Source organism: Priestia sp. RMT2NF4 (genome assembly GCF_047872835.1).
Classification (GTDB): domain Bacteria; phylum Bacillota; class Bacilli; order Bacillales; family Bacillaceae_H; genus Priestia; species Priestia zanthoxyli.
This window is the reverse complement of sequence record NZ_JBLQZO010000004.1, coordinates 36,459-56,747: the sequence shown is the minus strand read 5'-3', so window position 1 is coordinate 56,747 and position 20,289 is coordinate 36,459. Positions and strand designations below refer to the sequence as shown.

Sequence of the window (20,289 nt, the reverse complement as noted above, 5' to 3'; positions counted from 1 at the left end):
AACGAGTCATCTTCTTATGCACTGCGCTGTTTATTTCGGCGCAGTATCTTTCGTTCAATTGCACCTGTTACCCTCGCTCCCATTACTTTTTCAAGCAGGCTTGAACGATAGGTAATAATAAAGTAAATAAGGCCGCCTACTGCTGCTCCTATAATCGTAATAACCGTGGCAGAGAATCGTCCTGGGGTTGTAAACAGACCAATTACTACTGAAACAATTTTTACGCTGATTCCCATAATCGCAACAAAAATGAGAATGAGCACAGAGCGTTTTATAAACTCACTGTAGTTATATTTTGCGTGTTTTTGAATAAGCGCAAACATATAAACAAGAGATACGATATAGCCTAGTGCTGTCGCTAAAACTGAACCGATCTCGTGGAACATAAGAATAAATGGCACGTTCACGACAATTTTCACAATCAATCCAAATAATAGACTTAAAACAGCATACTTTTGTTTGTTGATCCCTTGTAAAATAGCTCCATTAACCGTGAAAAATGAGAACAATAAAGCTACGGGTGCATAATAAAGCAAGACATTTCCACCCGCATCCGATGCATCTGTTCCAAAGAAAAACGTATATGCTGGACCAGCTAAAGCCATTAACCCTACAGATGCTGGCAGCACAAGAAACATAATCGTTTGATATGTTTGATCAATTTGCTTTTGCAATACATTATAATCTTTATTCACAAATGAACGTGTAATCGTTGGTACAAGAGTCAAACCGAATGCAGTAGCTAATGAAACAGGAATCATCACAAGCTTTGGAACATAAGACTGAACAATTCCGTTCATGGACTCCGCTATTTCTTTTTGTCCAGCCGCTACCATCGCACGGTTAAATGTGAATTGATCCACATACTGATAAAGCGGAATAGCTAAGCTGACAAATACATAGGGCAATGAATACGTAAGCAGCTCTTTAAAAATGGATACGGTAGAAATACGCGTAGGCGTTACCGTCTGCTCGTTCACCATTTTATCGAGATGAGGCTTTCGTTTTTTCCAGTACCAAATTAATACGGCAAGTCCAGCAAGAGCTCCTACAAAAGCACCCATTGTAGCAAATCCAACGGCTAGCGCAAGACTCCCATGTACAACTTTGATGACGATATAAGTGGATGCTAATAAAAAGACAACCCGCACAAGTTGTTCAACTACTTGTGAAACAGCTGTGGGTCCCATAGACTGGTGACCTTGGAAAAATCCTCGCATTAAACTCATCATCGGTACTACAATTAACGCAACACTAACCATTCGCATAACCATTACTACATCTTCTAAGGAGTTATTTAAATCAGAACCTCCAAGTGTAATTCTAGACATAACAGGCGCTAACGAATATAAAAGTAAAAATGCAAGTATTCCTGTGACAAGCATTAATTTCATGCCGGCCCGATACATTCTTCTACTCGTATAATAATCACCGAGTGCATTATATTTTGATACAAATTTCGATACGGCCATTGGCATACCGGCTGTAGCAATACTTAAATAAATAGCATATTGGTTATATCCATAACCAAACAGTGCTCCCCCTACGGTTCCAACAAGGATCGCAAATGGAAATAAATAAATCATTCCCAGAATTCGGGATACATAAGTGCCAAGCGTTAGCACAAAGGTCCCTCTTAACAATTTTGAATCAGACATACGTTTGCCTCCGATACTTAATGTTACATACTGATAATAATGATAGAATTGAAAAGAAGCAAGTGAGAGTATACACTAAGAAAGGTCTTATACTCACTCACACTCGTCAACAAGCTAAAAAACAAAGACTATAGCCCATTTTATCCAATGTTGAGAGATTTGTCAGTGAACAAACTAAAATTTTTTAAGAATAGACAGGTTGGTGAAAGTATGATATATGATGTAGTCGTAATCGGAGGAGGACCTTCTGGTTTGATGGCATCGATTGCAGCTGGTGAGTCAGGTGCAAACGTATTATTAATTGATAAAGGCAATAAACTTGGACGAAAGCTTGCCATTTCTGGAGGGGGCCGCTGTAATGTAACAAACCGCCTTCCGATTGATGAACTTATTAAACACATTCCAGGAAACGGACGCTTTTTATACAGTGCGTTTTCTGTTTTTAATAACGAAGATATCATCTCCTATTTTGAAGGCCTTGGAATTAAATTAAAAGAAGAAGATCACGGGCGTATGTTTCCGGTTAGCAATAAAGCACAATCTGTTGTTGATGCATTAATTAGTGAACTTCACCGTCTTCGTGTAACAATTCGCACAAACACAGCCGTTAAACGCGTAAACTATGAAAACAACACCGTGAAAGAAGTTGTACTTCAAGACGGAGAAGCAATCCAAACGAAAAGCGTTGTGATTGCAGTAGGCGGAAAATCAGTGCCTCATACGGGTTCGACAGGAGACGGTTATCAATGGGCAAAAGATGCAGGTCATAAAATTACTGAACTTTACCCAACAGAAGTTCCTATTACATCTAGCGAACACTTTATTAAAACAAAAACGCTTCAAGGTCTATCGCTTCGCAACGTAGGACTAAGCGTACTTAATAAAAAAGGCAAACCTGTCATCACTCATCAGATGGATATGATTTTCACTCACTTTGGTATCTCTGGCCCTGCCGCTCTTCGCTGCAGCCAATATGTTGTTAAAGAGTTAAAGAAACAAAAAAGCAACACTGTTCAAATGTCTCTTGATTTATTTCCTAGCCAAAACGAAGAAGAGATTTTTCAACAATTAGTCAAAACAACAAAAGAAGAGCCGAAAAAAGCGATTAAAAATGTTTTAAAAGGTTTTGTATCTGAACGCTATCTATTATTTTTACTCGAGCAAGCAGACATTGATAGCCAAGCGCTAGCGGGACAGCTTCAGCATGAAAAACTGAGAGAATTCTCGAGAATGTGCAAACGATTTGAATTTGCTGTAAACGGCACACTTTCTTTAGAGAAAGCCTTCGTCACAGGAGGCGGAGTATCCGTTAAAGAAATTCACCCAAAAGAAATGTCTTCTAAATTTATGCAAGGCCTTTACTTCTGCGGGGAAATTCTTGATATCCACGGATATACTGGAGGATACAATATTACTTCTGCCCTTGTAACAGGCCGTTTGGCTGGCAGTAATGCAGGAGAATTTGCAACAAGCCTAGCATAATATGCTAGGCTTTATACATAACCATGGCTGAAAAACAGTACACCTGCTCATCACGATCAACATCCACTGTGACTTGGTACTTAATATCCACGACGTCTTCATCTTCTAATTTGCGTAAAAATCGGTTCACCGCAAACTCTAAATCTTTTTCATGCTCTTTATCAAACATTTTCACCTGTATCATAGCTTCTACCACCTTGTCCTATCAAATTTGTTTCAATCAGAATGGACTGCTTCTCTCAATGATGGCTTTCGTACTGATTTCCAACTTCTTCCTACCTCTATTTTTATGAAGACTTTTATAGATTTAGTCATCATTTGTTTTGCTACTATCATTTTAGTCGAATGGTAGAAGTTTCATTCCAAAAGAAAAAAGCGCCTGTCAAAGGCGCTTTTTCTTATTTATTAACCGTTTTTCCTTCCCACTCTAACATACCGCCAACCATATTTGTTACTTTATAACCTTGTTCTTGAAGGTAGTAACATACGTTTTCACTGCGGCGTCCAGAACGGCAAATGAAAATATATTCTTTTTCTTTATCGAAATAATCCACATTAGTTGGAATATCATTCATACGAATGTGTTTAGCAGTTGGAATCATTCCTTCTGCTACTTCCTCATCTTCGCGAACATCAACTAAATGAAGCTCTTCTCCATTTTCAACGCGTTTTTGAAGCTCTTCAGGCGTAATCACTTTTACTTCTTCCATCTTCGTCATTCCTCTCTATTCTTTCATTCAGCTTGCTATCGCTATTGTAGCAAATTCAAATACCTTTATGCCACTAAATAAGAAAAGCTTAAGCAGCAGCCTACCTAAGCTTTTCCAATCGTAGTTAAAGGTTTAACTAAGGGCCTGATGTCAACCCCGAAAGGGGGACATCAGGCCCTTAGGTCTAGAACAGCCCCCCTGACTGCTCTTTAGTCAGGAGGACTGTTCTACATCAATACTTAATTAGCTACGATGTTTACTAATTTACCAGGCACAGCAATCACTTTGCGTACTGTCTTACCTTCAATGAACTCTTGAACATCTTCATTAGCCATTGCAATATCTTGAAGCTCTTCACGAGATGCCTCAGCAGGTACGTTTAATTTTGCACGTACTTTACCGTTAATTTGAACGACAATTTCCACTTCATCATCTACAAGTTTCGCTTCATCAAACGCAGGCCAAGCTTCATATGAAATCGTATCTTCGTGGCCTAGTTTGCTCCATAATTCCTCAGTTGTATGAGGACAAATTGGTGCTAATAGCTTCACAAATCCTTCTACGTATTGCTTTGGCAGCACATCAACTTTGTATGCGTCGTTGATGAATACCATAAGTTGAGAGATACCTGTATTAAAACGAAGACCTTCGTAATCTTCCGTTACTTTTTTCACCGTTTGGTGATATACGCGTTCAAGTGTAGTATCATTGCTTTCTTGAACCTTGCTGCTTAATTCACCATTATCCTCGATAAGTAAACGCCATACACGATCTAAGAAACGGCGTGCACCATCAAGCCCTTTTGTTGACCAAGCAATGGATGCATCTAACGGTCCCATAAACATTTCGTAAAGGCGAAGCGTATCTGCACCGTGGCTTTCTACGATTTCGTCTGGGTTTACAACGTTACCTTTTGACTTACTCATTTTTTCATTGTTTTCTCCAAGAATCATACCTTGGTTAAACAGTTTTTGGAACGGCTCTTTTGTTGGAACTACGCCGATATCATATAAAAATTTATGCCAGAAACGAGCATACAATAGATGAAGAACAGCGTGTTCAGCTCCACCGATATAAATATCAACCGGCAACCATTCTTTTAATTTGTCTGCATCTGCTAATGCTTCGCTGTTCGTTGGATCAATGTAGCGTAAGTAATACCAGCAGCTGCCTGCCCATTGAGGCATTGTATTTGTTTCGCGGCGCCCTTTTTTGCCCGTTTCCGGATCTACAACGTTCACCCAGTCATCAATGTTTGCTAATGGAGATTCACCTGTACCTGACGGCTTGATTTCAGTTGTTTTTGGTAAAACAAGCGGAAGCTGATCTTCAGGAACTGCAGTTGTTGTGCCATCTTCCCAGTGAATAACAGGAATCGGTTCACCCCAGTAGCGCTGACGGCTGAATAACCAGTCACGCAGACGGTATGTTACTTGTTTTTCACCTTTTTCATTTGCTTGAAGCCACTGAATCATATTTGAAATTGCTTCTTCTTTGTCTAGACCATTTAAGAAGTCTGAATTAACGTGCTCGCCGTCGCCTGTATAAGCTTCTTTTGAAACGTCTCCACCCGCTACTACTTCTTTAATCGGCAGTTCAAATTTAACAGCAAACTCATAATCACGCTCATCATGAGCAGGAACAGCCATAATTGCACCTGTACCATAGCTCATTAGAACATAGTCAGCAATCCAAATTGGCATTCTCTCACCGTTTACAGGGTTAATTGCATAAGCACCTGTGAATACGCCCGTTTTGTCTTTAGCTAAGTCTGTACGCTCTAAATCGCTTTTGCTTTTAATTTGATCTAAATACGCTTCTACCGCTTCTTTTTGTTCGGCTGTCGTAATTTTATCCACAAACGGATGTTCAGGTGCTAAAACGGCATACGTTGCCCCAAACAGCGTATCAGGACGCGTTGTGAACACAGTAAATGTTTCGTCATATCCATCAATTGTGAAGTGAACGTGAGCTCCTTCAGAGCGGCCAATCCAGTTTCGCTGCATTTCTTTAATACTTTCTGGCCAATCAAGATCATCTAAATCTTCTAGTAAACGATCTGCATAAGCTGTGATTTTAAGCATCCACTGCTTCATTGGACGACGCTCAACCGGATGCCCACCGCGCTCACTTTTGCCATCTATAACTTCTTCGTTTGCAAGTACTGTTCCCAACGCAGGACACCAGTTAACAGCTACTTCATCCACATAAGCTAAGCCTTTTTTATATAGCTGTAAGAAAATCCACTGCGTCCATTTGTAGTAGTTAGGATCAGTCGTATTAATTTCACGCTCCCAATCGTAAGAGAAACCTAACGATTTGATTTGACGACGGAAATTATTAATGTTAAGTTCAGTGAACTCAGCCGGATCGTTTCCTGTATCTAATGCATACTGCTCAGCAGGTAGTCCGAATGCATCCCATCCCATTGGATGAAGTACATTGTATCCTTGCATACGCTTCATACGAGATAAAATGTCCGTTGCTGTATAACCTTCTGGATGCCCAACGTGTAAACCCGCCCCAGATGGATAAGGGAACATATCTAATGCGTAAAACTTACGCTTTCCTTCATCTTCTGTTGTTCTAAATGTTTTATTTTCTTCCCAAACTTTTTGCCATTTTTGTTCGATCTTTTCATGATTAAAAGCCATACATAATCCTCCTTGTACGCTCCAGCTGTATTTAATTAAACTAAAAAACCCCTCATCCCTCAAACAAAGGGACGAGAGGTTGAATAAACTTCCCGCGGTACCACCCAAATTAGCACAATTATGTACTCACTCATTTTCCTTAACGCGGATAGACGGTAAATGTTACTTTACTTCACATTTACAACTCCAAGGTGAGTTCATGAACGCCCGTTTGCTGACTCGCACCACCCGTCAGCTCTCTTAGCTCGCTTCGTTCACTACTATTCCTTATCATAGTTTTTACATCATACTACCTTGTATTGTAAATAATATGTTCGCAAACTGCAAGTTGTTCAACGGATTTTGTAAAAGTTTCTACACTGCCTCACTGCTTTGTTGCTAAATCCCCTCTTTCATTCTTATATATGAACAACTTCTCCCAAAAACATACATACAACGCCAAACAAAGAGATTTAGACATAATTAAGTTAATCCTATCTAAAGCTGAATAAATAGGATATCTGGACTCCTTGCTACAAAACTGTTCATTTCCGTGCAAGGCTTCATCTTGCGCTCCAATCAACAGCTTAAAGCAACTAAACACATAAAAGCCGAGTTCACCATAATAATGAAAAGATCCGAACGATTTATCGTTCGGATCTTCCTTCAGCTAAAATACTTTTGTCCCCGCCTCTACTTTCTTTAACAGCTATTATTAAATACCAAATCCAAAAGAAAACAGGATAATCGCAAGTACGAGACCAACAAGCGGAACAACTACCGTCATCGCTGCAACTGATCCATACGCATCTTTATGAGTTTCTCCGCAAATAGAATTAATTGTGGTGACGACATAACCATTATGAGGCAAGGAATCTAATACGCCAGAAGATATAGCTACTACACGATGGAGAGCTTCTGGATTTACACCAGCATCTAGATAGTGAGGGGCTAAAATTGGCAAAGCAATCGCCTGACCTCCTGAAGCCGAACCTGTCATCCCCGCGATAACACTCACCGCAATAGCTCCCCCTATCAACGGACTGCCTGGAATATGCGTCATGGCATCTACAGCCACTCCAAACGCGGGAACAGCCTTAGCAACCCCTCCAAAACCTACGACAGCAGCTGTATTCCCAATTGCAATTAACGCTCCAAGCGTCCCTTCTGATGCTGCATTCCAAAATCCTTTAAAGTGTTTTCGGTTCACAATGTATGTGACAATGATACCGCTTAAAAGTGCGACAATCAACGCAGATTGCTGAAGCGGCTTATGAAGTGCAAAAGAAATAATGAGCACGACCACAAGCGGAAGCAAACTTAATAACGGATTAGGAAGAGACTGATTTTCCGTTACTGCTGGATCTTTCTCGCGTGATATAAAACGCTCTCCATTTTTAACTGCTTTTGAAATCAAGCGCTTTAACCACCAGTAGCCGAATACAGCCATCACTACCGCTACAACTAAACTAACTTCCCATCCTGCATACGGACTAGTCTTTAAATATTCAATTGGAATCCAGTTTTGGATTTCAGGCGATCCAGCCGAGGTCATCGTAAACGTAACGGAACCGAATGCTAAAGCAGCAGGGATAAACCGCCTCGGCAAATCAGCTTGTTTGAATAAGCTTAAAGCCATTGGATAGACAGAGAATGCTACTACAAACAGACTGACTCCTCCATATGTTAAGACCGCACAGGCAAGTACAATCGCCAACACTGCTCTTTTCATTCCTAGTTTACTGACAATCCAGCGAGAAACACTATCAGCGGCCCCGCTGTCTTCCATCACTTTTCCAAAAACGGCGCCCAATAGAAACATTAAATACCAAGAAGCAATAAATCCTGTGAAACCAGACATATAATTCCCAACAAAATTTGCTTCTCCTTCTTTCACCAGCTGTGGAAATAAAGGCATTCCGCTTGTTAACGCAACAACTAAAGCACTAAGCGGACCTGCTATAAATAAATTCATGCCTCTCATCGTTAATACAATGAGCAGCAATAATCCTCCAATTAATCCAATCATACTAAGCATATTCTAGCCCCCCAAGAAGTCATATAATTAGAAAACGCTTACATTTTTACAGGTATATACTCCTTTCTTTGCTTGTCACGACCCTTACTATATTATTAAAGGAATACTGAAGACATTCCTACGTTTATTGAACAGTCAAAAATAAAACCACCTCTATTTATTTAGAGATGGTTAGTGAACGCTGACGTTTTTCTTTTAATTTATAATCGTATATCCATGTTGTACACATGCTAAATAACAATAGTGCAATTAATAAATAGCACAGGGTAGACATATTAAACGCATCGAAAATAACGCCTCCAAAGAGAGGGCCAATCATTTTACCTGCAGTAGCCATACTGTTGACTACGCCTTGATAAAACCCTTCTTTTCCTGATGGAGCTAACTGACTTGCGACAGCTGGAATTGCTGGCCAAACAAACATTTCTCCAACTGTTAACACAATCATTGCTGTTAAGAACTGCGAAAATGTTGTGGCATTCACCACGATGATGAAAGAAGCCACAAAAATAACCGTTCCAATTAGAACCTGTACTTTTAATGTCTTTGCTACTTTTTGAATGATAGGCACAATCAAAGGCTGACCGACTACAATTAAAATGCCGTTAATCGTCCAAAGCAAACTGTAGCTAGAAAGAGGTATATTCAACTCACGCGTATGCGTAGCAATCGTTGTTTGCCACTGAACATACGCGACCCAGCATAATACGTATCCTGTACATAAAATAAGAAGGGCCGTCAGTTTCGTTTTGTGCTGAATACTACCGGCTTCATTAAGGACATTCGTTTGCCCAACTGTAACCGAAATATGACGGTATGAAAAAATAGCAATAAGAAGAAAAATAACGTATAAAATTGTATTAGCTAAGAAAATATACGTAAATGAATAGGATGCTACAACGCCCCCTACCGCTGCGCCAATAGCCACTCCTGCATTTTGAGCAACGTACATCGCATTAAATGCTTTTCTTCCGCCTTGTGGCCAGACTGAGCCTGCCATTGCATACATAGATGGAAACACAATACCAGATCCAAACCCTACAATAACCAAGAGAACAACGTATGTAGGCCAACCATGGAAAAACACCAGTCCCACTAATGCAACAAGGGTAATAATAATTCCTGATAAAATGGATTTATATCCTCCAATTTTGTCAAAAAGCGTTCCCCCTAGTAAATTACCCACTACGCTTGCAGCAGAGTTCAGCATAAGAACCACTCCTGCAACGGATAACGACTTTCCTAAATGTTCATTTATATAAATTGTATTGAGAGGCCATAAAAACGAAGCTCCCGTTACGTTTACAAGCATACCAATAATCAAAAACCAAAGTGACTTGGGCATTGATCTCCCCCCTATCTATTCGAATGCCAACGTACATTCTAGTCTTTTCTTAAAGGGTTCGCAATGCTTTTACATATAGACAATTTATTTGAAATTCGCTGACTATTTAAAAAGGTGATTTCACATGACAATATCATGCAAAATCACCTTTTTACCGCTTATTTTTGCTTCGAACGAACCGGCTGGGCACGCTTGCTGTTCCGTGCTTTTAATTCTTTTACAGGATCAAAATCTTTTCCTAGCTCAATATCATTGCTGTTGATCCCGTTTTTTGTTTTTTGTTCCGGGTTATTTTGATTTGAACGAGTTGCCATAAAATCCTCTCCTTAATGCTGAGTTGTAATCAATTTATTTTGCAGCTGCTGAACTTGCAGGCGCATGCGATATAGCTGCTCTCTTTGCTGTGCATTTGCACTGTGAGAAAACTCTTCAATTTCTTTATAAGCATTTTCTAATTTTTCCTGTGCTTTTGTATATTCAGTATCATTGTAATGTTCTTGTTTCATGCCTTCCTGTAACTGACCTTGTCCAAAGCGAATAGCATCTTCACACTGCTGCATAAGTTGATCCACTGCTTGACGAGTTGTCATTGTCTATTCCTCCTATTCGTTCATTTCTGTCTTATTTTGCGCAACTTTACTCTCCTTTACGACAAGAAGAACCTGTTAAATATAAGCATCCTTAAATTTGTTTGGCACTTTTTCACGTTTTTGATACAATTTGTTGATGTATATTGCATGTAAAAAGGAGGTTGCTGATTTGAATCAGACAAACCCATTTCCGTATAAATCTGAAAACAAACGTTATCATACCTGGAATTACCACTTACGTAACCACTTTGGCCATAAGGTATTTAAAGTAGCCTTAGATGGAGGATTTGATTGTCCAAACAGAGACGGCACGGTAGCTCACGGCGGCTGTACGTTTTGCAGCGCTGCCGGTTCAGGAGATTTCGCTGGAAACAGAGCGGATGATCTTGTGACACAATTTAACGAAATCCGTGAAAAAATGCATCATAAATGGAAAGACGGAAAATACGTTGCTTACTTTCAAGCATTCACTAACACTCACGCTCCTGTTGAGGAGCTTCGTGAAAAATATGAAGCGGTCTTAAAGCTTCCCGGAGTTGTTGGGCTTTCTATCGCCACGCGCCCTGACTGTCTCCCCGACGATGTGGTGGAGTACTTGGCTGAATTAAATGAACGAACTTATCTATGGGTAGAACTTGGACTGCAAACTGTTCATGAACGAACTTCACTGCTTATCAACCGGGCACACGATCACCAATGCTATGTAGATGGTGTAGCAAAGCTTCGAAAACACGGTATTCGCGTTTGTTCTCACATCATTAATGGTTTGCCTTTAGAAACACCTGAGATGATGATGGAAACGGTACGGGAAGTAGCAAAATTAGACGTTCAAGGAATTAAGATTCATCTGCTTCATTTACTAAAAGGAACTCCTATGGTCAAACAGTATGAAAAGGGCCTTGTTGAATTTCTTTCATTTGAAGAATATGTAAAGCTTGTATGCGATCAGCTCGAAGTAATCCCTTCTGAGATGATTGTTCATCGTATTACCGGTGATGGACCGATAGACCTCATGATCGGACCGATGTGGAGCGTAAATAAGTGGAGCGTATTAAATGCCATTGATCAAGAGCTCGAACGTCGCCAAAGCTATCAAGGAAAATATTACGAAAAAGAGTTGATGGAAAGATGAAAATAGAACGTATCCTGCCTTTTGCCCGCACGTTGCTCACTAATGCTGTGGCCGAAGGAGATGTCGCGATTGATGCTACAGCAGGAAATGGACATGATACATTGTTCTTAGCCAACTTAGTCGGAGATACAGGTCATGTATATGGATTTGACATTCAGCCCCAAGCCATTCAAGCAACTCAGCAGCGATTGACAGAACATCATGTAGAAAAACGAGTCACGCTTATCCAAGAAAGCCATAGCAATATAAGCATGCTTCCCCACTCTATTAATGGACGAGTGACGGGCGCTGTCTTTAATTTAGGTTATTTACCAGGTGGAGATAAAGACATCGTCACCACTTCTGAAACAACAATTTCTGCAATTGAGCAGTTACTTGATTTGCTAGCACCTGAAGGAGTGATTGTGCTCGTTATTTATCACGGACACGAACAAGGGAAACAAGAAAGAGACGATTTACTAACGTACGTCCAAAATCTGGATCAAAAAGACGTCCATGTTTTACAATATCGCTTCATGAATCAGCAAAACAATCCTCCGTTCATCATTGCTATTGAAAAAAGATAAGCCGCATATGGCTTATCTTTTTAACATTCGGTACAAGCGTCCGTTGATATAGAAAAAGTAGCTGAGTGCTCCCCCCGCTTTGATTAATCGACGTGCATTCACATGAACATGTTTTTGTGCCCTCACTTTTTGATCGGACAAATAAACGCCCAGGAGTCCCTTATAGATAAAGCAGTGAAAGTGATAATCCGGCAGTTTTTTAGCATATTCGTCCGCTTTTACAACAAAATGTAAAAAGCGGTCCATCATTTGCTGATAGTGAGGATAATAAAAACAAAAGTTCAAATCTCCTCCTGCTTTATCTTCTTCTTGGTCAATTAAATAATCGAGTAAAATATGTAAACCTTGAATATAAGGAAAATATCCCGCTTTTATTTTCTCCGTCATTTCTTTGGTCATCTCTTCTTGAAAACTGTAAGCGGCCAAACAAAAAATGCCTAACGTTGAACCAGAGCACGCTGAAAATTCATACCACTCCATTTCAGGAACACTGTGCCGGTGAGCATCAAACCAATTCTCTAATCGTGGAACTCTTTCCTTGATTTCAACATGCTTATGTATTTGCAAATCACAATAATAAGTAGCTAGTTCTAATAAATGTGAAGAGACGATATGGTAATTACAGGCTTTTCGCAAGGACTGCTGACAAGTCTGGACAAGTTCCGCTAAATATCCTCCATCGTCTTTATCCGTTCGAAAACGATAGTAATCCCCAAGAGGTGCATGAGGAGTCAACGCATCTGGCATCGATTCATGTAAGGCTGCAAAATCTTTAGGATCGAGCGAATTGCTGCGGTCACATAAGTTATCTAAGTAATCGCTGATTGTTTGGTAGGCAACGATAAATTTTACGCATTCAATCATGTTTTCTTTCGCTAAAATCGATAGGATGCCGCCTCCTTCACAATGAAAAGTTTTTGTATCGATACTTGCCAATGCTTGAGTGCGTAATTCTTTATTAGGAATCTCTTTTGCCCGTTCCCGCCAATGGTTAAGCTCATGATGAACGACGGGAAACACTTCTCGATAAATTTTTCTCATTAATGAAATAGGACGAGACGGAATCTTCATTTATTTTCACCTCAATTTCTGACAGCACTCATTAAATGTGAAGATCAACAAAGCTTTTCGCGTATGTAAAAACGTATTCTCTTTCAGGCTCATTAAAGATTTCGTGATACAGCTGAGACCATTCTTTGTAGATTTTTTCACTTAGCTCTATTTCATCAAACCACTGTCTAACAATCAGCTTTTCAATAATTTTATCTTCTCCTGCCTGCATCACAAGAAGCGGAACATCCGGCAAACGATCGATATCTTTAAAAGCTAAGTTAACAGCTTGAATCAATTCTCGGTACCATCTTACAGAAACTTTTGTAACGTACAGTGAGTCGTTTTCATCTTCATCTCGAACTTCTTGGTTTCTTGTTGCTTTTTCAACAGTAAGACCCAAATCAAAAAGTTTGTTCGGCATGACTTTATTTAATCCTTTAGATAACATATCTAAGTAAGCTGGTACTTGCTCTTTTAATCCTAGACAAGGTGAGGAAAGAATCGCACCCCATATAGGAAGATTTTTTGTCTGCAGCGTACGAATAACCGCCAGTCCTCCCATACTATGTCCTAACAGGAAAATAGGCAAATCATATTTTTGCGCTTCACGTACCCATTCTTCCACTTCATATACATATTCATCAAAGGATAGGATATGTCCTCTTCTTCTCGTTGTTAAGCCTTGGCCAGGAAGGTCTCCCATGATTACGTGCATTCCAACCGAACGCCACATCTCAATCAGCCAGCGATAGCGCCCGTGATGCTCCGCTGCTCCATGGACCATGACAATAACGCCTTTTGGATTTACTGCTTCCCATTTATGCATTTGAGTTACTCCTTCTTCCTTTTTTTGTTTACCTGCTTTAAAAACCTTTGTACACTTACATTAGAAGATTTACTACTTTTTTTCAACTAATAAAGGGAGATGATTTGATGATTTATCCGTATAAAGAAAAAATGCCTAATATTGCACCCAGCTGCTTCCTGGCAGACTATGTCACGATTACTGGAGATGTCACCATTGGTGAAGAAAGCAGCATTTGGTTTAACACCGTTATTAGAGGAGATGTTTCGCCTACTATTATCGGGAAACGAGTAAATATACAAGATCAATCAACACTCCATCAAAGCCCAAATGCTCCTTTGCTTATTGAGGATGATGTGACAGTAGGACATCAAGTTATTTTACACAGCTCCATCATCCGCAAACGCGCGCTCATTGGCATGGGCTCTATTATTTTAGACGGTGCGGAAATTGGTGAAGGTGCTTTTATCGGTGCAGGAAGTTTAGTGCCTCCCGGTAAAAAAATACCACCTAATACTCTCGCACTCGGTCGACCTGCTAAAGTAATCCGCACTCTGACTGAGGAGGATTTAAAAGATATGCAGCGCATTCGTACAGAATATGTAGAAAAAGGGCAGTATTATAAGTCTATTAAGAAATCTGATTCTTCATTATAAAGGAAACGTTCCCTCAGAAATTCATACTGAGGGAATTTTTTTAGTATCTCCACAAACTCTCTAATCATGTTCTATTCTCTCCACAATTGTAAAGAAATTTCCATATTAATTTACATCGTTTTAGTACTGCCTCCACAATTAAAGATTAAACTGAATAATAAAGACGTATTTATTAAAAAGGGAGCGACTCTATGAAAGCCAAGTTAATTCAGTATGTATACGATGCCGAATGCCGATTATTCAAAAGTGTAAATCAACATTTTGATCGAAAGCACTTAAATAGATTTTTACGTTTACTAACTCATGCCGGCGGAGCCACGTTTACCATTGTGATAGCGTGCTTGCTGCTATTTCTGCATCCTTCATCCGTCGCTTACGCTTGTGCGTTTTCTCTAGCCGTTAGCCATATTCCTGTTGCCATTGCTAAGAAGCTATATCCGAGACAACGGCCTTATATTCAACTAAAGCATACAAAAGTATTAGAAAATCCATTAAAAGATCATTCATTTCCATCGGGGCATACAACGGCTATTTTTTCGTTAGTTACCCCTCTGATGATTACTTACCCAGCCTTCGCTGCCGTTCTTTTGCCGCTTGCAGTAACGGTAGGCATTTCAAGAATTTATCTAGGTCTGCACTATCCGACGGATGTCATGGTAGGCCTGATACTCGGCATCTTTTCAGGTGCTGTTTCACTGAACATATTTTTAGTCTAATTGATAGGAGGAGTACTCATGAGAATTGCTTTATTTACAGATACATTTGCTCCGGAAGTTAACGGAGCTGCTAAAACACTTTATCAATTTACTCAGTATGTCAAATCAAAGCAAATTCCCATCCAGGTATTTGCTCCTGAATTTGCTCATAATCGGTCGTTTTCAACGTATGTTCACCGCTCGCCTAGCATGCCGTTTTTCCTTTATCCAAACAGCCGTTTTTCATTGCCAAACGTTCTAAAAATTAAAAAGCAGCTGCAGGAATTCAACCCTTCTCTTATTCATTTGGCCACTCCTTTTACAATGGGGCTTTGCGGCTCCTATTACGGAAAAAGATTAGGTATTCCTCTTGTCGGCTCTTATCATACCAATTTTGATGATTATTTATCTCACTATGAACTTGAAAAAATGCGTGTACCACTGCAAAAATATATGAAATGGTTTTATAAACCTGTACAAAAATTATTCGCTCCCTCCGAAGTGACCAAACAGCAGCTAGAAAAACAAGGGTTTCACAACGTAGCTATTTGGTCGCGAGGGGTAAATCACAAATTGTTCCATCCCCACTATGACCGCTTTGATATTCGTATTAAATATAATATAAAAAAACCCTACATCTTAACGTATGTAGGAAGGTTAGCTAAAGAAAAGAACGCTGATTTTTTACTAAAAATTGCCCGATCTTTACCTGATCATATCCGCCACCAAGTTCACTGGCTTATTGTGGGAGATGGTCCTTTAAAAGAACAAATGCAACAGCAAGCATCTGAGCATATGACATTTACAGGCTTTCTTGAAGGTAAGCAACTTGCTCATATCTATTCTTCATCTGATTTGTTTGTTTTCCCTTCAGAAACAGAAACGTTCGGAAATGTCGTACTGGAGTCTCTTGCTTCTGGAACTCCCGTGGTGGCAGCAAATGCAGGAGGAGTTAAACAGATGGTTCAGCACGGGCGAAACGGCTACCTTTGCAAACCTCACTCCTTAGAAGAATTCAGTTCGGCTATTACAGGTTTACTTGATGATTTGCACCAGCGGCTTCACTTTGGCCATGCAGCGAGACACTATGCTCTTACTCAATCATGGGACGCCATTTTTCAGCATTTGCTTTCAGAATATGAAGATGTCGTAGAAAAATCTGCTGAAGGTATTCAATGGGCATAAAAAAAATCTCCGTTTTCACGGAGATTTTTTTTATTATTTAGCTAAAGCTTGAGTTTTTAATGCTTCAGCTTTGTCTGTGAACTCCCAAGGAAGCTCCACATCTGTACGACCAAAGTGACCGTAAGCTGCTGTTTGCTTATAAATTGGGCGACGTAAATCAAGCATTTTAATGATGCCTGCTGGACGTAGGTCAAAGTTTTTGCGTACTACATCTACTAGTACTTCTTCAGAAACTTTTCCTGTACCGAATGTATCAATTGAAATAGATACTGGCTGTGCAACACCAATTGCATATGCTAGTTGTACTTCACATTTATCAGCAAGATCAGCTGCTACAATGTTTTTCGCAACATAACGAGCTGCATAAGCTGCTGAACGGTCTACTTTTGTTGCGTCCTTACCAGAGAATGCACCGCCGCCGTGACGAGCATATCCGCCGTAAGTATCAACGATAATTTTACGACCAGTTAAACCAGCATCTCCTTGAGGGCCGCCGATTACGAAACGTCCTGTTGGGTTAATGAAATACTTTGTATTTTCATCAATTAACTCATTTGGAACAACTGGATTAATTACATATTCTTTTAAGTTACGTTGAATTTGCTCTAACGTTACTTCTGGGTGATGCTGAGTTGAAATAACAATTGTATCGATGCGAACAGGTTTGTTGTTTTCATCATATTCAACTGTTACTTGTGTTTTACCATCCGGGCGAAGGTAAGGAAGAATTTCTTCTTTACGTACTTCTGTTAGACGGCGAGCAAGTTTATGAGCTAATGAAATTGGAAGAGGCATTAATTCTTTTGTTTCGTTACATGCATAACCAAACATTAACCCTTGGTCTCCAGCTCCGATTGCTTCGATTTCTTCATCGGACATTTGACCTTCACGTGCTTCTAACGCTTGGTCTACACCAGCAGCGATATCAGCTGACTGCTCGTCGATAGATGTTAATACTGCACAAGTTTCAGCATCAAATCCGTATTTTGCACGAGTATAGCCAATTCCTTTAATTGTTTCACGAACTGTTTTAGGAATATCCACGTAAGTAGAAGTTGTAATTTCACCGCTTACTAAAACTAAACCAGTTGTTACGCTTGTTTCACAAGCAACACGAGCATTTGGATCCTTTGCTAGGATAGCATCAAGAATTGAGTCAGAAATTTGGTCACAAATTTTATCGGGATGTCCCTCTGTAACAGATTCTGACGTGAACAGACGACGTTGTGTTGACATCAGTTTTCCTCCTTATAAATACGATACATTGTGATACGGTACTCATTCCCTTATTTTCATTACACGTTAAAAAATATAAAAAAACCTTTCCTTGTATCGAGGAAAGGTATCAAATTCTACATAAGCCTTTCACTCTTATCGATCAAGGTTGTGCCCTTGCATCAGGTTAGCACCTTATCGTCTACACAAAAAAATGACGATGGTTGCTGGGTTTCACAGGGCCTGTCCCTCCACCAGCTCGGGATAAGAGAGTATCCGTTCAAGGACATATAATACATGAAAAAGCGCTTCACTGTCAACAACATTCAAATGGAAATCATCTCTTTATGTTTGAATCTGTTTTAATGTAACATACTCAAATTTAAAAATAGTATACCTTATTAAGAATGATCACGAAGTTTGGTTAACAAGACAGACCAAAAAAAGGCTTTCACTTGAAATAGCTTCACTTTTTTCGCTTCTAGCACATATACATGTGTCTAAAATAGGTATAACGTACATTTTTTTATAATGCACAAACATTTTTAGTTAAATAGTATAGAATAATTAAATAAATGTGTTATACTAATTATAAATTTCAAACATTAATGAATAAATAATAGCTAAAAAAGGAAGGTAGTGCACATGAGTACTGTTGATATGTCTATCGAATTAAATGGTTTGCTTCAATTAAAAACAACAAAACACCAATTATCTGTTCCACAACTTGTTGAAAAAATTCTAGCTCGACGCGAAGGAACGCTGACTTCTACAGGTGCTGTGTCAGTCGAAACCGGAAAATATACAGGCCGCTCTCCTTTGGATAAATTTATTGTAAGCGATGCTGTATCTTCAAAAACGGTTGAATGGGGACCCGTCAATCAGCCAATTTCTGCTCAGCGATTCGATGCGCTATACAAAAAAGTCTTAACCCACTTAAAGAAACAGGATGAACTTTTTGTTTTTAATGGATATGCTGGAGCTGATAAAAAGTATCAGTTACCAATTCAAGTAGTTAATGAATTTGCATGGCACAACCTATTCGCTCAGCAGTTATTCATTCGCCCTTCAGCTGAACAAAAAACAAATGATGATGTGAAGCCGTTTACAATTGTAGCAGCTCCAACGTTCAAAGCTGATCCTGAAACAGACGGGACGAATTCTGAAACCTTCATTATTCTTTCATTAGAGCGACGCATTGTGCTAATTGGAGGAACTGAATACGCTGGTGAAATGAAAAAATCTATTTTTTCAGTGATGAACTTCTTGCTTCCTCAAAACAATATTCTATCCATGCACTGTTCTGCTAACGTAGGAGAAGAAGGTGACGTTGCATTATTCTTTGGTTTATCTGGAACGGGTAAAACAACGCTTTCTGCTGATGCAAACCGTCGTTTAATCGGAGATGACGAGCACGGTTGGTCAAGCTCTGGTGTATTTAATATTGAAGGAGGCTGCTACGCGAAGTGCATTCAGCTTTCCGAAGAAAAAGAACCGCAAATTTTTAATGCAATTCGCTTCGGCGCAGTACTGGAAAATGTAGTGTTGAATCAAAATACGAAAGTAGCAGATTACAATGATAATAGTTTAACAGAGAATACTCGTGCCGCTTATTCAATTGACTCTATTGATAATACGGTATTGCCAAGCGTTGCTGGGCACCCTACAGCTATTGTCTTTTTAACTGCTGATGCCTTCGGCGTCTTACCTCCAATCAGCAAGCTTACAAAAGAACAAGCGATGTACCATTTTCTGAGCGGATACACTAGTAAGTTAGCTGGAACAGAGCGCGGCGTAACATCGCCACAGGCTACTTTCTCTACATGCTTTGGTGAGCCTTTCTTACCTCTTGCTCCAACAACTTATGCAGAAATGCTAGGAAAGAAAATCGATGAACATAACGTAAATGTCTACCTTGTAAACACTGGATGGACCGGCGGTGAATACGGCGTGGGTGAACGAATGAAGTTAAGTTACACTCGAGCTATGGTTCAAGCAGCTCTTGAAGGAGAACTAGCTAATACCGAAACAGTAACAGATGCTATTTTTGGTTTATCGATTCCAACTCATGTTCCGGGAGTTCCTGATGAAGTGCTTCAGCCTTCTAAAGCATGGAACGATGCAACAGCTTATAACCAAAAAGCAACTGAACTTGCCGCTAAATTCAAAGCGAACTTCAAGCGTTTTAATGATGTAGCATCGGACATTTCAACATTAGGCGGACCTAGAGTCTAATAAAAAACCGATCGTCTTATAGACGATCGTTTTTTTAGTTAGTCGAATGTAATTTTGTCAGTTCATATGTGACAATGGTTTTTTCCTGCTCCATTTCTACCTTACGCACAACAGCAGTTCCAATACATTCTCCATTTTTCGTTTTGTGAATGTTTAATGGAATATCCAACGGATACAAACGATATCCTTTTTTCTCAACTTGAAAAATGTTATCTGTTACACGCTTTTCGTTGCCTTTTGTCACAATCATTGTATTTAATTCTAGCGGCATCCCCATTTTCTCTCACTCCT

19 protein-coding genes, 1 riboswitch and 1 other annotated feature are annotated in these 20,289 nt (G+C 39.6%); of the genes, 7 read left to right on the top strand and 12 right to left on the bottom strand.

The window, feature by feature from the left end:
* Nucleotides 1-14 precede the first annotated feature (14 nt).
* On the bottom strand, nt 15-1,658 hold the full coding sequence (locus ACMX9J_RS17860; protein ID WP_028411836.1) for a putative polysaccharide biosynthesis protein: 1,644 nt from the start codon (nt 1,656-1,658) through the stop codon (nt 15-17).
* Between the two features lie 210 nt (nt 1,659-1,868).
* Between ACMX9J_RS17860 and ACMX9J_RS17855 the strand changes: the two genes are divergently transcribed.
* The gene (locus ACMX9J_RS17855; protein ID WP_028411837.1) at nt 1,869-3,140 is read left to right on the top strand and encodes an NAD(P)/FAD-dependent oxidoreductase; all 1,272 of its coding nucleotides are present in this window, start codon (nt 1,869-1,871) and stop codon (nt 3,138-3,140) included.
* A 4-nt stretch (nt 3,141-3,144) separates the two neighbouring features.
* Here the strand turns inward: ACMX9J_RS17855 and ACMX9J_RS17850 are convergent, their stop codons facing one another.
* From ACMX9J_RS17850 to ACMX9J_RS17820, 7 genes are all read right to left on the bottom strand, one after another.
* On the bottom strand, nt 3,145-3,324 hold the full coding sequence (locus tag ACMX9J_RS17850; RefSeq protein ID WP_013059521.1) for a sporulation protein Cse60: 180 nt from the start codon (nt 3,322-3,324) through the stop codon (nt 3,145-3,147).
* A gap of 214 nt (nt 3,325-3,538) precedes the next feature.
* The gene (locus ACMX9J_RS17845) at nt 3,539-3,850 is read right to left on the bottom strand and encodes a rhodanese-like domain-containing protein (RefSeq protein WP_028411838.1); all 312 of its coding nucleotides are present in this window, start codon (nt 3,848-3,850) and stop codon (nt 3,539-3,541) included.
* A gap of 239 nt (nt 3,851-4,089) precedes the next feature.
* Entirely contained in the window at nt 4,090-6,504 is a 2,415-nt protein-coding gene (gene leuS / locus ACMX9J_RS17840; RefSeq protein WP_028411839.1) for a leucine--tRNA ligase, read from the bottom strand.
* A gap of 64 nt (nt 6,505-6,568) precedes the next feature.
* Nucleotides 6,569-6,787 (bottom strand) — a binding site (T-box leader).
* Nucleotides 6,788-7,198: 411 nt separating this feature from the next.
* A complete protein-coding gene (locus ACMX9J_RS17835; protein ID WP_048019676.1) occupies nt 7,199-8,521 on the bottom strand; it encodes a GntP family permease in 1,323 nt (440 codons plus the stop codon).
* Nucleotides 8,522-8,678: 157 nt separating this feature from the next.
* Entirely contained in the window at nt 8,679-9,866 is a 1,188-nt protein-coding gene (locus tag ACMX9J_RS17830; RefSeq protein WP_028411841.1) for an MDR family MFS transporter, read from the bottom strand.
* A 158-nt stretch (nt 9,867-10,024) separates the two neighbouring features.
* The gene (locus tag ACMX9J_RS17825) at nt 10,025-10,180 is read right to left on the bottom strand and encodes a hypothetical protein (protein WP_013059527.1); all 156 of its coding nucleotides are present in this window, start codon (nt 10,178-10,180) and stop codon (nt 10,025-10,027) included.
* 12 nt (nt 10,181-10,192) lie between these two features.
* Nucleotides 10,193-10,456: a YtzC family protein gene (locus ACMX9J_RS17820; protein ID WP_013059528.1), complete on the bottom strand. Its 264-nt coding sequence runs from the start codon at nt 10,454-10,456 to the stop codon at nt 10,193-10,195.
* A gap of 169 nt (nt 10,457-10,625) precedes the next feature.
* Between ACMX9J_RS17820 and ACMX9J_RS17815 the strand changes: the two genes are divergently transcribed.
* Both ACMX9J_RS17815 and ACMX9J_RS17810 read left to right on the top strand, forming a co-directional pair.
* Nucleotides 10,626-11,588: a TIGR01212 family radical SAM protein gene (locus tag ACMX9J_RS17815; RefSeq protein WP_033579589.1), complete on the top strand. Its 963-nt coding sequence runs from the start codon at nt 10,626-10,628 to the stop codon at nt 11,586-11,588.
* Nucleotides 11,585-12,154, top strand: coding sequence for a class I SAM-dependent methyltransferase (locus tag ACMX9J_RS17810; RefSeq protein WP_033579588.1), 570 nt, complete (start codon nt 11,585-11,587; stop codon nt 12,152-12,154). Before ACMX9J_RS17815 ends, ACMX9J_RS17810 begins: the two co-directional genes overlap by 4 nt.
* A gap of 12 nt (nt 12,155-12,166) precedes the next feature.
* Here ACMX9J_RS17810 and ACMX9J_RS17805 read toward each other — a convergent pair whose 3' ends face one another.
* Both ACMX9J_RS17805 and ACMX9J_RS17800 read right to left on the bottom strand, forming a co-directional pair.
* A complete protein-coding gene (locus ACMX9J_RS17805; RefSeq protein WP_028411844.1) occupies nt 12,167-13,225 on the bottom strand; it encodes a tetraprenyl-beta-curcumene synthase family protein in 1,059 nt (352 codons plus the stop codon).
* 31 nt (nt 13,226-13,256) lie between these two features.
* Entirely contained in the window at nt 13,257-14,033 is a 777-nt protein-coding gene (locus ACMX9J_RS17800) for an alpha/beta fold hydrolase (protein WP_013059532.1), read from the bottom strand.
* A 107-nt stretch (nt 14,034-14,140) separates the two neighbouring features.
* On the opposite strand from ACMX9J_RS17800, the gene ACMX9J_RS17795 reads away from it, so the two are divergent.
* From ACMX9J_RS17795 to ACMX9J_RS17785, 3 genes are all read left to right on the top strand, one after another.
* Complete coding sequence (locus tag ACMX9J_RS17795; RefSeq protein WP_028411845.1) at nt 14,141-14,668, top strand: gamma carbonic anhydrase family protein; 528 nt, start codon at nt 14,141-14,143, stop codon at nt 14,666-14,668.
* Nucleotides 14,669-14,859: 191 nt separating this feature from the next.
* On the top strand, nt 14,860-15,384 hold the full coding sequence (locus tag ACMX9J_RS17790; protein WP_028411846.1) for a phosphatase PAP2 family protein: 525 nt from the start codon (nt 14,860-14,862) through the stop codon (nt 15,382-15,384).
* 18 nt (nt 15,385-15,402) lie between these two features.
* Nucleotides 15,403-16,548: a glycosyltransferase family 4 protein gene (locus tag ACMX9J_RS17785; protein WP_033579587.1), complete on the top strand. Its 1,146-nt coding sequence runs from the start codon at nt 15,403-15,405 to the stop codon at nt 16,546-16,548.
* A 33-nt stretch (nt 16,549-16,581) separates the two neighbouring features.
* Here ACMX9J_RS17785 and metK read toward each other — a convergent pair whose 3' ends face one another.
* Nucleotides 16,582-17,784, bottom strand: coding sequence for a methionine adenosyltransferase (gene metK, locus ACMX9J_RS17780; RefSeq protein WP_013059536.1), 1,203 nt, complete (start codon nt 17,782-17,784; stop codon nt 16,582-16,584).
* A 132-nt stretch (nt 17,785-17,916) separates the two neighbouring features.
* Nucleotides 17,917-18,034, bottom strand: a riboswitch (SAM riboswitch).
* Between the two features lie 374 nt (nt 18,035-18,408).
* On the opposite strand from metK, the gene pckA reads away from it, so the two are divergent.
* A complete protein-coding gene (pckA, locus tag ACMX9J_RS17775) occupies nt 18,409-19,998 on the top strand; it encodes a phosphoenolpyruvate carboxykinase (ATP) (RefSeq protein WP_028411848.1) in 1,590 nt (529 codons plus the stop codon).
* A gap of 34 nt (nt 19,999-20,032) precedes the next feature.
* On the opposite strand, the gene ACMX9J_RS17770 is transcribed toward pckA, so the two are convergent.
* Nucleotides 20,033-20,275: a DUF2584 domain-containing protein gene (locus ACMX9J_RS17770; RefSeq protein ID WP_028411849.1), complete on the bottom strand. Its 243-nt coding sequence runs from the start codon at nt 20,273-20,275 to the stop codon at nt 20,033-20,035.
* Between the last annotated feature and the right edge of the window lie 14 nt (nt 20,276-20,289).